Source organism: Gardnerella sp. KA00255 (genome assembly GCF_049244095.1).
Classification (GTDB): Bacteria; Actinomycetota; Actinomycetes; order Actinomycetales; family Bifidobacteriaceae; genus Bifidobacterium; species Bifidobacterium vaginale_F.
This window is the reverse complement of the sequence record NZ_CP058374.1, coordinates 1,682,907-1,697,970: the sequence shown is the minus strand read 5'-3', so window position 1 is coordinate 1,697,970 and position 15,064 is coordinate 1,682,907. Positions and strand designations below refer to the sequence as shown.

At 43.4% G+C, this 15,064-nt stretch carries 4 protein-coding genes and 1 tRNA gene; 1 reads left to right on the top strand and 4 read right to left on the bottom strand.

What is annotated here, in order from left to right; genetic code table 11:
• Positions 1-288: 288 nt before the first annotated feature.
• The 4 genes from HXT51_RS06580 to pyk all read right to left on the bottom strand — a co-directional run bounded on the left by HXT51_RS06580 (position 289) and on the right by pyk (position 3,793).
• Complete coding sequence (locus tag HXT51_RS06580; RefSeq protein ID WP_421776478.1) at positions 289-870, bottom strand: DUF4190 domain-containing protein; 582 nt, start codon at positions 868-870, stop codon at positions 289-291.
• A 237-nt stretch (positions 871-1,107) separates the two neighbouring features.
• The gene (locus tag HXT51_RS06575; RefSeq protein WP_421776477.1) at positions 1,108-1,695 is read right to left on the bottom strand and encodes a DUF4190 domain-containing protein; all 588 of its coding nucleotides are present in this window, start codon (positions 1,693-1,695) and stop codon (positions 1,108-1,110) included.
• Between the two features lie 249 nt (positions 1,696-1,944).
• Positions 1,945-2,018, bottom strand: a tRNA-Leu gene (locus tag HXT51_RS06570).
• 335 nt (positions 2,019-2,353) lie between these two features.
• Entirely contained in the window at positions 2,354-3,793 is a 1,440-nt protein-coding gene (gene pyk / locus HXT51_RS06565; RefSeq protein WP_415706448.1) for a pyruvate kinase, read from the bottom strand.
• Positions 3,794-4,631: 838 nt separating this feature from the next.
• Between pyk and HXT51_RS06560 the strand changes: the two genes are divergently transcribed.
• Positions 4,632-14,747 carry a hypothetical protein gene (locus tag HXT51_RS06560; protein WP_421776476.1) on the top strand — a complete coding sequence of 3,372 codons (10,116 nt, stop codon included), beginning with the start codon at positions 4,632-4,634 and terminating at the stop codon, positions 14,745-14,747.
• Positions 14,748-15,064: the final 317 nt, after the last annotated feature.

The window sequence follows — 15,064 nt, the reverse complement described above, 5'->3', positions numbered from 1 at the left end:
TATAGATTTGTATAGCGGATCATCATTGTCCCTTTCATAACACTTTACATGCAAAGCGCAAACAGCACTTTCTCACTTTACGCTTAGTAAAGCAAAAAGTAAATAAAAGCATAAAGCATGCTTACGCGAATAAACAGCGATGTGGCGGAACAAATTAATGAACTCACAAAATAATATTGATGCAGAAAATCAACTACTTCATAAATAGTCGATTAAACTGCATCAATAAAATTCACACAAAAATTCACACAAATCTAAAATTTAATAATAGTAAGGAGAATAATAATTTTAACGAGCCGAGTAAAATAAAAGCAAGAGTAAATAAGATACCATTTCAAACGCAAAAACCGCAAGTGGTACAAAAACGATTGCCACGCAAATACCTAACCCTATAAAGCCTATTATCATACCTGCTGTAGCAAGACCCTTACCTTTTTCATTAGTTCTCTTAATTTGATTTAAAGCAACAATTGAAAAAGGAAGCCCTACTGCAGAAACGCCAATTATAGAAAAAACAAAGCCCAAAATAGCAAAAAGGTTATAGTGATCATTTTCTCTATAACCAGAGCCATTGTAATAATCGTATCGCCCTGCAGGATAGCGATCATAACCACCATTAACGTTATAACCATTGTTATAACCATTGTTATAACCGTCGTCATAACCATTGCTGTATCCATTGTTATAACCATAATCACTGTAATCAGGGTTAGTGTAAGACTGAACAGCGTATTGCGAACCAGAATAATTATTTACAATCTGAGGGTCTTGATACTGAGGGTCAACGTACTGAGGGTCAACGTACTGAGGGTCTTGATACTGGTTACTAGCGTTATAAGTATTCGGGTATTGGTCGTCGTCCGTATACATAAAAAACTCCTCAAACTCTCACTAACGGTTGTAATCAAATATAAAGATATAATCTATAAAAAGTCAAACACAATTAAGCAAAATACGAAGCTATATCCACAAATTCGAACTAATTTCGCAATTGATTAAAATCAACTCAAAAAAAAATAATATTGATGCAGAAAATCAACTACTTCATAAATAGTCGATTAAACTGCATCAATAAAATTCATACAAAAATTCACACAAAGCTAAAATTTAATAATAAGAATAATAATAATGTGTCTGCGAAGAAGCCCAAATAATCGCAGCTATATAAAACACGATAACTACCAACCAAAAAGCTAGCCATATGAAGCCTATTATCACACCTGCCGTTGCTAGACCCTTACCTTTTTCATTGGTTCTCTTAATTTGATTCAAAGCAACAAATGAGAAAGGAAGCCCTATTACAGCGTTTCCAATTAGTGAAAAAATAAAGCCTATAATAGCAAAAACATTATAGTGGTTGTTTTCTCTATATTCGTAGTCATCGTAATAATCGTATCGCCCTGCAGGATAGCGATCATAACCACCATTAACGTTATAACCATTGTTATAGCCATTGTTATAGCCGTCGTCATAACCGTTAGTGTATCCACGATTGTAACCATAGGCACTGTAATCAGGCTTAGTGTAAGGCTGAACAGCATATTGCGAACCAGAATAATTATTTACAGTCTGAGGATCAACGTACTGAGGATCAACGTACTGAGGGTCAACGTACTGAGGGTCCTTATACTGAGGGTCTTGATACTGGTTATTAGCGTTATAAGTATTCTGGTATTGGTTGTCGTCTGGATACATAAAAAACTCCTTAAACTCTCCTCAATAACTGTAATCAAGTATAAAGATATAATCTATAAAAAATCAAACGCAATTAAGCAAAATATGTGGTTATTTTGAGCTATTTCTCGTGTTATTTACCGGGTTATTTCTTGGGTTATTTCACAAAAGCAAGGATATAGGCCAAAAAAAGGGGGGTTAATTCCCAAAAAAGCATGCAAACGAAAATATAAAAAAACGCCGCTTATATTCTAAGCGACGCTGTGCACGTGCCCCCGGTGAGACTCGAACTCACACTGCACAGATTTTGAGGCTGTTTCCTCTACCAATTGGGATACAGGGGCATTTTAAATTATCCGCGTTTTTGCGCGACTTGTTGACTATACCACACTTTGAGCAATATGCAAATACTTAGCGCGTTTTGAGCGTGTCGCAAATAAATATTGGAAGGAAGCGAAAGAAAGCTAAAAACGAAAAAACGTGGAATAAACTGGAAGGAAGCGAAAGAAAGCGAAACCTATAAATATTAAATAAATAAACAAACAAACAACAAACAAACAAATAATGCGCGCAACCTGTTTTTAAGCAGATTGCACGCATCAATAATCACACATAAATCAAAGTCACAAAATCAGGAGAATAAATATTCAAGCGATTTGTGAGCATTAAAGGTGCAAAATTAGTCGCATGCACCAACAGTGTGTACGTAGATTGAATCAGTGCGACCAGCCTGACGTTCGCCCTGAGCAGTGCTCAAAACGACAATCTTGTCTCCGTCGGAAACCTTACCTGCTTCGCGAAGAACCTTGTCGGTGAAGATCATCAAATCATGACGGTTCATCTCATGATAATCTTCATCAATCAAGAAGCCTTCAGTACCCCAGCTCAAAGCCAACCAATGATATGTATGCTCATTGTTAGTCAAGCCGTAAATTGGAGCAACTGGACGTTCGCGGGAAATGCGGTGAACTGTGCGACCGGTCTGAGTGTAAGCAACAATAGCCTTAGCGTTAAGCTTATCTGCCAAATCAACAGCAGCAGAAGAAACTGCACCGGTGCTGGACATATCAAGCTCAACAGCAGGAATGCGATCATAGCCGTGCTCAGTAGCAAACTGAGAAATACGAGCCATAGTCTGAACAGTCACAGATGGATACTTACCAACAGCAGTCTCGTTAGAAGTCATAGTTGCATCGGCACCGTCAAGAACAGCATTAGCGCAGTCAGAAGCTTCTGCACGGGTTGGAACTGGAGAGTTAACCATTGTGCCAAGAACTTCAGTAGCAACGATAACTGGCTTTGCGTAACGGCGAGAAAGCTCAATGCAGCGCTTTGTAACCAGTGGAACCTCTTCGAGAGGCATTTCAACTGCCATATCGCCACGAGCGACCATAATGCCATCGAAGGTCTTAACAATCTCTTCAAGATTTTCAACAGCCTGTGGCTTCTCAATCTTTGCTACGATTGGAATACGACGACCTTCTTCGTCCATAATCTCATGAGCGCGATCAATATCACTTGCAAAACGCACGAAGGACATTGCAATAATATCTGCACCAGTACGGATAGCCCAACGAAGATCAGCCTCATCCTTTTCTGTTAAAGCTGGAAGAGACACAGCAACGCCTGGAAGATTAATACCCTTGTGGCTAGAAACTGGACCTGCTACAACCACCTTGGTATGTACGTCATTGCCTTCAACTTTAGTGACCTCAAGACGAACCTTACCATCATCAATCAAAATTGGATCGCCTGCATGGCAATCTCCTGGCAAACCCTTGAAAGTAGTGGAAGTACGATGCTCATCACCTTCAATATCATCAGTGGTGATTACGAACTCTTGGCCTTCTTCCAAATAAACTTTGTCTTCGCCATCAGCGTTCTTCTTAAACCAACCGCAGCGAATCTTTGGACCTTGCAAATCAACGAGAGCAGCAACATTACGGCCAGTAGATTTAGAAGCGGCGCGCACATTGTTGTACACACGCAAATGATCCTCAGGAGTACCGTGAGAACGATTAAGACGAGCAACATCCATACCAGCTTCAACGAGCTTGGTAATACCCTCTAACGATTCGGTAGCTGGACCAATAGTATCAACGATTTTGGCTTTACGCATAATGCCTACCTATTTTCTATTTCTGTTTATTTTTTATGAGCAATTTAATAATAAAAATCATAAAATGCCCAATTCCGCTTTCTAGTGTATCAACGTATTGTGACCGCTTATTGTATTTATTCGGCGTTTTGTGAACGTTCACAGAAGATACTCAATGAATATTTATTTACTACGATTAAACACAACTACCTACGCTCTCTTATTAATCGCGTTTAACTTGCGATTAGCCGCGATTAACGCACGATTAATTATACCAAAAACTCTTATTTTCCACGCATCTCACAAAATAAAAACACAAATTTCGCACGATTAACTCACGATTAATCATGCTCATTTATTAGCATCACTTATTAACAACTTCTATTTGACGCAACTCTTTCTTTAGATCGCGTATTTCGTCGAGCAAATTGCATCGTATCCAAGAATTAAGAAACTAGAGTATATACTTTCTAATGCTCAGCATCTTCAAACGATGGTCATGACATTCCCAACACTAATAAACATTTGTTTAGTGATTACCCAATCACATATCTGCGACACACCATAAGTCATATAGCAAGTTACGAAAATAATAAGAAATTTTATCAAAAGTTATATTGTTATAACATTTCGCAAAAAATTTTCATTTAGAGCACCCCCCCCCCGTAGGAAATTTTACAGTCTAAACTAATTTCAAACTGAAAAATATTATAAAAAATAACAAGAAATGATAGAATTTTAAATAGACCCATTTAAATAGAGAGCTTTATTGCTAGCTTTGGAGAGATTTGTCATAGAATTCGTTCTATTTATTTGTTTAAAAATTCGTTAAAGATTAGGGAAAATTAAGGAGATTGTTATGGCTACCGCTAATCCTTCAAAACATACATCATCATCAAAATCTTCTAAAAAGCGTTCTGCACACAAAGTACACACACTTCCGTTAGCAACAATGGCTGCTTTGTTGACAGCAGCAACCTGCTTAGGCAGCCAGCCTGCAATGGCTGTTACAACACCCACAATTACTACAACAACGTACAACGCAACGGCTAGAAGTCTTGCGAATAGCACCGGTGCTGTGCGTCAAAATCGTGAAGCTGATGTGGTTGTTAACAACCCAGGATGGCTTAAAACTCCTAGTATTCTTGAGTTCCAGCGTTATCGTGCTACTAATGATGAAAATAAAGATAAAAAGACAATGAATTCCGACGATTATGGTAGCGAGGAACACAATACTCTGATTAAAAAAACGGATATGTATGCACATATCGAAACAATAGATGGTGCTAAATATCTCGTATTCGACGTATTCTTCAACAATGATGCTCAATCGATGGTAAAAAATTCAAAGAGGCAGTGGTATATATGGCAAGTACCGTACCAAATTGCTGAGTTAAATTCTGATGGTTCGTATAAGAGCGACACAATTCGCGACTTACGTTTTGACGCTTACGAACTTAAAGATAAATTAAAAAACGACAAAAAAGAACGCAAGATGAACCTTACTCTTTCGCGCGATTTTTCCAATTTTGAAAAAGTAGACAATCAGTCAACATCTATAAACTTACTTAGCGATAACGAGAAGAACTTCGGTGTAGGAAGACCTTCAAGATTCCATTATAGTTTAGGACCGAATCAGGGAAACGATACACAATATGACAAAGATATGATGAGGCTATTCCATGGAAATTATCAGGATTACGCTATTGGTAAAGCAACTTACCGAGCGAACCCATATAGTAGCAATAATTATGGAATAGGTATTCAAACTTCAGAAGTAAATCTTGCATTCCATATGCATGCCGCAGTAAAGCTTAACAGTACAGCGATTAACGAAAACGCTAAGACGTATGATGAAAAGTACGCTAATATACATAATGCTTGGACTTGGGCAGATTCTGCAACATATGGAGCCACAACAAGCTCATCCTACGCGTGGGTTTCCGGACGAGATCCAGAATCTGACCAAGATAAAAACTTAAAACGTCACAAGGATGACGATAAAGCGCCAAAAATTTATTACAATGGCAAAACCGAAATTACCGACGGCACCAAGACCATTAAACTCAAGGAAGGCGAAAAACTAAGCTTCACTACCACCGATAACAAGGGTTATATTGAGAAGTTTAGCATTTCTGGTTTAACGGACACTCCTATAACCAAGCAAGGCCTTGGAAGCGAAAGCGAACCGCTTTCATCAGGTGAAATCGATGTTACTAATAAAATGAACAACAAGGAAGTAACCATTACTTCCGAGGATGGCTCTGGCAACGTTACCACACGCAAAGTTAAAGTCAAAGTTACTAAAAAGCCAAAACTTTCTAGAGAACATCCTCTTACCGGTAAAACCATTAATACTACAGTTGGTGAACCATTACCGCCATTGACAAAAATTGACAATTTTGTAACTGTCAAAAACGGCAACAAGCTTGAAAAGCAGCCAACCTTAAGCTGGAACGGTCTCCCTGTTCCAAACACTGATACAGTTGGCGTAATTACCCATAGCATTAAGGGAACATACTCCGATAATTCCACGACTGGAGCAACTGTAACCATCAATGTTAAACCACAGAAGCCAGTTATCGAAACTAATCTGACTAATCTTGCTGGAGGGACAGGGCAGAAAGTAACAGTATCTGTTGGAAGCGGCATTCCTACTGACGCTAAAATTACTACAACAGTTAAACTGTTTGATAAAAATGGCAAGGAAATCGGCTCTACTACAACAATTAAGAATGGTAAAGCGGAGATTACTGTTAAGAATGGAATTCCTGAAGGCGACGTGTATGCAACAACGACTGTCACGAAGCAGCCTGGAACGACACCTGGCGGTAAAATACCAATTCCAGGATTTGAACTAACTTCAAAAAACAGTGAGAAAAAGAAAGCTACTGCGCCTAAGGATGCTCAAGACCCAACAATTATTGCTACTACCGAGTCATCGTCTGTAACAGTTGGGCAAGATCTGAAGATTCACATTGTTGCTACAGATGATGTGCAAGTTAAAGACATCAACACTATACAGGCACTAAAGGGCGCCAATCTGCTTCAAGATACTGATCTCACTAGTGGACGTGCGAGTGTTTCAAAAACCACTGACACTGATCAGAAACAAGTGTTGGATCTTACTATTAAGAACATGCAGCCGAAGGAAGTTGGCACACATACCCTAACCTTCACTGTAACCGACTCGGCAGGAAAAACCGGCACCACAACTCTAACCATAACCGTGAAGCCAGCTGCTCCAACCATCACTACCCCAACAAGCGGAAGCGATCAAGGCTCAGCCACGATCACTCCAGCAGACGGTACTGATACCCTGGAAATCACTTATACGCCAGAAGGTGAAACCACCACGAAGACCATCACTGTCAAGAAAGGCACTGACGGCAAGTGGAAGATTGATGGAAACACTCCAGAAGGCGTAACCGTTAACGAAAACGATGGTAAAGTCACTATTCCAGCAAACAAAATCAAAGACGGTAGTAAAGTAACCGCTAAAGATAAGAACGGTAACAACACTTCCGACGAAGCCACTGGCCAAACAGGAACCAACCCATCAACCACTCCTGAAACAAAGAAGCCAGCTGCTCCAACCATCACTACCCCAACAAGCGGAAGCGATCAAGGCTCAGCCACGATCACTCCAGCAGACGGTACTGATACCCTGGAAATCACTTATACGCCAGAAGGTGAAACCACCACGAAGACCATCACTGTCAAGAAAGGCACTGACGGCAAGTGGAAGATTGATGGAAACACTCCAGAAGGCGTAACCGTTAACGAAAACGATGGTAAAGTCACTATTCCAGCAAACAAAATCAAAGACGGTAGTAAAGTAACCGCTAAAGATAAGAACGGTAACAACACTTCCGACGAAGCCACTGGCCAAACAGGAACCAACCCATCAACCACTCCTGAAACAAAGAAGCCAGCTGCTCCAACCATCACTACCCCAACAAGCGGAAGCGATCAAGGCTCAGCCACGATCACTCCAGCAGACGGTACTGATACCCTGGAAATCACTTATACGCCAGAAGGTGAAACCACCACGAAGACCATCACTGTCAAGAAAGGCACTGACGGCAAGTGGAAGATTGATGGAAACACTCCAGAAGGCGTAACCGTTAACGAAAACGATGGTAAAGTCACTATTCCAGCAAACAAAATCAAAGACGGTAGTAAAGTAACCGCTAAAGATAAGAACGGTAACAACACTTCCGACGAAGCCACTGGCCAAACAGGAACCAACCCATCAACCACTCCTGAAACAAAGAAGCCAGCTGCTCCAACCATCACTACCCCAACAAGCGGAAGCGATCAAGGCTCAGCCACGATCACTCCAGCAGACGGTACTGATACCCTGGAAATCACTTATACGCCAGAAGGTGAAACCACCACGAAGACCATCACTGTCAAGAAAGGCACTGACGGCAAGTGGAAGATTGATGGAAACACTCCAGAAGGCGTAACCGTTAACGAAAACGATGGTAAAGTCACTATTCCAGCAAACAAAATCAAAGACGGTAGTAAAGTAACCGCTAAAGATAAGAACGGTAACAACACTTCCGACGAAGCCACTGGCCAAACAGGAACCAACCCATCAACCACTCCTGAAACAAAGAAGCCAGCTGCTCCAACCATCACTACCCCAACAAGCGGAAGCGATCAAGGCTCAGCCACGATCACTCCAGCAGACGGTACTGATACCCTGGAAATCACTTATACGCCAGAAGGTGAAACCACCACGAAGACCATCACTGTCAAGAAAGGCACTGACGGCAAGTGGAAGATTGATGGAAACACTCCAGAAGGCGTAACCGTTAACGAAAACGATGGTAAAGTCACTATTCCAGCAAACAAAATCAAAGACGGTAGTAAAGTAACCGCTAAAGATAAGAACGGTAACAACACTTCCGACGAAGCCACTGGCCAAACAGGAACCAACCCATCAACCACTCCTGAAACAAAGAAGCCAGCTGCTCCAACCATCACTACCCCAACAAGCGGAAGCGATCAAGGCTCAGCCACGATCACTCCAGCAGACGGTACTGATACCCTGGAAATCACTTATACGCCAGAAGGTGAAACCACCACGAAGACCATCACTGTCAAGAAAGGCACTGACGGCAAGTGGAAGATTGATGGAAACACTCCAGAAGGCGTAACCGTTAACGAAAACGATGGTAAAGTCACTATTCCAGCAAACAAAATCAAAGACGGTAGTAAAGTAACCGCTAAAGATAAGAACGGTAACAACACTTCCGACGAAGCCACTGGCCAAACAGGAACCAACCCATCAACCACTCCTGAAACAAAGAAGCCAGCTGCTCCAACCATCACTACCCCAACAAGCGGAAGCGATCAAGGCTCAGCCACGATCACTCCAGCAGACGGTACTGATACCCTGGAAATCACTTATACGCCAGAAGGTGAAACCACCACGAAGACCATCACTGTCAAGAAAGGCACTGACGGCAAGTGGAAGATTGATGGAAACACTCCAGAAGGCGTAACCGTTAACGAAAACGATGGTAAAGTCACTATTCCAGCAAACAAAATCAAAGACGGTAGTAAAGTAACCGCTAAAGATAAGAACGGTAACAACACTTCCGACGAAGCCACTGGCCAAACAGGAACCAACCCATCAACCACTCCTGAAACAAAGAAGCCAGCTGCTCCAACCATCACTACCCCAACAAGCGGAAGCGATCAAGGCTCAGCCACGATCACTCCAGCAGACGGTACTGATACCCTGGAAATCACTTATACGCCAGAAGGTGAAACCACCACGAAGACCATCACTGTCAAGAAAGGCACTGACGGCAAGTGGAAGATTGATGGAAACACTCCAGAAGGCGTAACCGTTAACGAAAACGATGGTAAAGTCACTATTCCAGCAAACAAAATCAAAGACGGTAGTAAAGTAACCGCTAAAGATAAGAACGGTAACAACACTTCCGACGAAGCCACTGGCCAAACAGGAACCAACCCATCAACCACTCCTGAAACAAAGAAGCCAGCTGCTCCAACCATCACTACCCCAACAAGCGGAAGCGATCAAGGCTCAGCCACGATCACTCCAGCAGACGGTACTGATACCCTGGAAATCACTTATACGCCAGAAGGTGAAACCACCACGAAGACCATCACTGTCAAGAAAGGCACTGACGGCAAGTGGAAGATTGATGGAAACACTCCAGAAGGCGTAACCGTTAACGAAAACGATGGTAAAGTCACTATTCCAGCAAACAAAATCAAAGACGGTAGTAAAGTAACCGCTAAAGATAAGAACGGTAACAACACTTCCGACGAAGCCACTGGCCAAACAGGAACCAACCCATCAACCACTCCTGAAACAAAGAAGCCAGCTGCTCCAACCATCACTACCCCAACAAGCGGAAGCGATCAAGGCTCAGCCACGATCACTCCAGCAGACGGTACTGATACCCTGGAAATCACTTATACGCCAGAAGGTGAAACCACCACGAAGACCATCACTGTCAAGAAAGGCACTGACGGCAAGTGGAAGATTGATGGAAACACTCCAGAAGGCGTAACCGTTAACGAAAACGATGGTAAAGTCACTATTCCAGCAAACAAAATCAAAGACGGTAGTAAAGTAACCGCTAAAGATAAGAACGGTAACAACACTTCCGACGAAGCCACTGGCCAAACAGGAACCAACCCATCAACCACTCCTGAAACAAAGAAGCCAGCTGCTCCAACCATCACTACCCCAACAAGCGGAAGCGATCAAGGCTCAGCCACGATCACTCCAGCAGACGGTACTGATACCCTGGAAATCACTTATACGCCAGAAGGTGAAACCACCACGAAGACCATCACTGTCAAGAAAGGCACTGACGGCAAGTGGAAGATTGATGGAAACACTCCAGAAGGCGTAACCGTTAACGAAAACGATGGTAAAGTCACTATTCCAGCAAACAAAATCAAAGACGGTAGTAAAGTAACCGCTAAAGATAAGAACGGTAACAACACTTCCGACGAAGCCACTGGCCAAACAGGAACCAACCCATCAACCACTCCTGAAACAAAGAAGCCAGCTGCTCCAACCATCACTACCCCAACAAGCGGAAGCGATCAAGGCTCAGCCACGATCACTCCAGCAGACGGTACTGATACCCTGGAAATCACTTATACGCCAGAAGGTGAAACCACCACGAAGACCATCACTGTCAAGAAAGGCACTGACGGCAAGTGGAAGATTGATGGAAACACTCCAGAAGGCGTAACCGTTAACGAAAACGATGGTAAAGTCACTATTCCAGCAAACAAAATCAAAGACGGTAGTAAAGTAACCGCTAAAGATAAGAACGGTAACAACACTTCCGACGAAGCCACTGGCCAAACAGGAACCAACCCATCAACCACTCCTGAAACAAAGAAGCCAGCTGCTCCAACCATCACTACCCCAACAAGCGGAAGCGATCAAGGCTCAGCCACGATCACTCCAGCAGACGGTACTGATACCCTGGAAATCACTTATACGCCAGAAGGTGAAACCACCACGAAGACCATCACTGTCAAGAAAGGCACTGACGGCAAGTGGAAGATTGATGGAAACACTCCAGAAGGCGTAACCGTTAACGAAAACGATGGTAAAGTCACTATTCCAGCAAACAAAATCAAAGACGGTAGTAAAGTAACCGCTAAAGATAAGAACGGTAACAACACTTCCGACGAAGCCACTGGCCAAACAGGAACCAACCCATCAACCACTCCTGAAACAAAGAAGCCAGCTGCTCCAACCATCACTACCCCAACAAGCGGAAGCGATCAAGGCTCAGCCACGATCACTCCAGCAGACGGTACTGATACCCTGGAAATCACTTATACGCCAGAAGGTGAAACCACCACGAAGACCATCACTGTCAAGAAAGGCACTGACGGCAAGTGGAAGATTGATGGAAACACTCCAGAAGGCGTAACCGTTAACGAAAACGATGGTAAAGTCACTATTCCAGCAAACAAAATCAAAGACGGTAGTAAAGTAACCGCTAAAGATAAGAACGGTAACAACACTTCCGACGAAGCCACTGGCCAAACAGGAACCAACCCATCAACCACTCCTGAAACAAAGAAGCCAGCTGCTCCAACCATCACTACCCCAACAAGCGGAAGCGATCAAGGCTCAGCCACGATCACTCCAGCAGACGGTACTGATACCCTGGAAATCACTTATACGCCAGAAGGTGAAACCACCACGAAGACCATCACTGTCAAGAAAGGCACTGACGGCAAGTGGAAGATTGATGGAAACACTCCAGAAGGCGTAACCGTTAACGAAAACGATGGTAAAGTCACTATTCCAGCAAACAAAATCAAAGACGGTAGTAAAGTAACCGCTAAAGATAAGAACGGTAACAACACTTCCGACGAAGCCACTGGCCAAACAGGAACCAACCCATCAACCACTCCTGAAACAAAGAAGCCAGCTGCTCCAACCATCACTACCCCAACAAGCGGAAGCGATCAAGGCTCAGCCACGATCACTCCAGCAGACGGTACTGATACCCTGGAAATCACTTATACGCCAGAAGGTGAAACCACCACGAAGACCATCACTGTCAAGAAAGGCACTGACGGCAAGTGGAAGATTGATGGAAACACTCCAGAAGGCGTAACCGTTAACGAAAACGATGGTAAAGTCACTATTCCAGCAAACAAAATCAAAGACGGTAGTAAAGTAACCGCTAAAGATAAGAACGGTAACAACACTTCCGACGAAGCCACTGGCCAAACAGGAACCAACCCATCAACCACTCCTGAAACAAAGAAGCCAGCTGCTCCAACCATCACTACCCCAACAAGCGGAAGCGATCAAGGCTCAGCCACGATCACTCCAGCAGACGGTACTGATACCCTGGAAATCACTTATACGCCAGAAGGTGAAACCACCACGAAGACCATCACTGTCAAGAAAGGCACTGACGGCAAGTGGAAGATTGATGGAAACACTCCAGAAGGCGTAACCGTTAACGAAAACGATGGTAAAGTCACTATTCCAGCAAACAAAATCAAAGACGGTAGTAAAGTAACCGCTAAAGATAAGAACGGTAACAACACTTCCGACGAAGCCACTGGCCAAACAGGAACCAACCCATCAACCACTCCTGAAACAAAGAAGCCAGCTGCTCCAACCATCACTACCCCAACAAGCGGAAGCGATCAAGGCTCAGCCACGATCACTCCAGCAGACGGTACTGATACCCTGGAAATCACTTATACGCCAGAAGGTGAAACCACCACGAAGACCATCACTGTCAAGAAAGGCACTGACGGCAAGTGGAAGATTGATGGAAACACTCCAGAAGGCGTAACCGTTAACGAAAACGATGGTAAAGTCACTATTCCAGCAAACAAAATCAAAGACGGTAGTAAAGTAACCGCTAAAGATAAGAACGGTAACAACACTTCCGACGAAGCCACTGGCCAAACAGGAACCAACCCATCAACCACTCCTGAAACAAAGAAGCCAGCTGCTCCAACCATCACTACCCCAACAAGCGGAAGCGATCAAGGCTCAGCCACGATCACTCCAGCAGACGGTACTGATACCCTGGAAATCACTTATACGCCAGAAGGTGAAACCACCACGAAGACCATCACTGTCAAGAAAGGCACTGACGGCAAGTGGAAGATTGATGGAAACACTCCAGAAGGCGTAACCGTTAACGAAAACGATGGTAAAGTCACTATTCCAGCAAACAAAATCAAAGACGGTAGTAAAGTAACCGCTAAAGATAAGAACGGTAACAACACTTCCGACGAAGCCACTGGCCAAACAGGAACCAACCCATCAACCACTCCTGAAACAAAGAAGCCAGCTGCTCCAACCATCACTACCCCAACAAGCGGAAGCGATCAAGGCTCAGCCACGATCACTCCAGCAGACGGTACTGATACCCTGGAAATCACTTATACGCCAGAAGGTGAAACCACCACGAAGACCATCACTGTCAAGAAAGGCACTGACGGCAAGTGGAAGATTGATGGAAACACTCCAGAAGGCGTAACCGTTAACGAAAACGATGGTAAAGTCACTATTCCAGCAAACAAAATCAAAGACGGTAGTAAAGTAACCGCTAAAGATAAGAACGGTAACAACACTTCCGACGAAGCCACTGGCCAAACAGGAACCAACCCATCAACCACTCCTGAAACAAAGAAGCCAGCTGCTCCAACCATCACTACCCCAACAAGCGGAAGCGATCAAGGCTCAGCCACGATCACTCCAGCAGACGGTACTGATACCCTGGAAATCACTTATACGCCAGAAGGTGAAACCACCACGAAGACCATCACTGTCAAGAAAGGCACTGACGGCAAGTGGAAGATTGATGGAAACACTCCAGAAGGCGTAACCGTTAACGAAAACGATGGTAAAGTCACTATTCCAGCAAACAAAATCAAAGACGGCAGTGATGTAAAAGCTAAAGATAAGAACGGTAACAACACTTCCAGCGAAACCACTGGTAAAGCCGGAAACAACAACGGAAATTCTGGTTCTGGAACAGGTTCTGATTCCGGTTCTGGTTCTGATTCCGGTTCTGGTTCTGAGACTGGAAACAGCAATAGTTCTGGTTCTGATTCGGGTAACGACTCCACGTCTAACAATGGTGGTTCAGCTAGCGGATCTACTACTGGTGGTAGCAGCTCTACAGATTCCGGCGCTCAAAATAGCACCAACGAATCAAGTAGCGCTGACAATGCTAACAACGCTGGTAACGCTGAAACCGGTAATGCTGGCAACGGCAAAGCTGGTAATGTATCCACTGGTGCTTCAGGTTCCAACGAATCTACTAAGTCCGGCAACAAGGTTCCTGCAAAGCATTCGTCCCAATTAGTAAAGACTGGTGCTGAAGTGGAACGAGTAGGATTGATCAGCGCAATGATTGGTGTACTTGGAGCTGCAGCAGCATTCTTCTCTCGCAAGAAGAATCGCGAGTAAAAAAGTTCACCTACAAAATTAAACAAAAGTAAACTAATAATTGAAAATAATTAGAAAAAGGAGCTGAGCCACAAACCCAGCTCCTTTTTCTATATCACTGCTCACTTACACATACAAACTCTTGTATTGTGATTCAAAACATATCTTATTTAAGAAGAACCATCTTTGGATATTTTCAAATAAACGATAATAAAATTAATAAGAACAATTTTTGACAGAACTGCAATATAAAAATTGCTCTTAAACCACATTTCCGCGTATAAACAGCTGGGTGCAGGATAGGTGCGAGGTGTGTGCACCTTTTAACGTTAACATCC

Bases quoted from the DNA above. Each gene is read 5' to 3' on its own strand.
- HXT51_RS06580 (WP_421776478.1), bottom strand. From the start codon at position 870: ATGTATACGGACGACGACCAATACCCGAATACTTATAACGCTAGTAAC.
- HXT51_RS06575 (WP_421776477.1), bottom strand. From the start codon at position 1,695: ATGTATCCAGACGACAACCAATACCAGAATACTTATAACGCTAATAAC.
- pyk (WP_415706448.1), bottom strand. From the start codon at position 3,793: ATGCGTAAAGCCAAAATCGTTGATACTATTGGTCCAGCTACCGAATCG.
- HXT51_RS06560 (WP_421776476.1), top strand. From the start codon at position 4,632: ATGGCTACCGCTAATCCTTCAAAACATACATCATCATCAAAATCTTCT.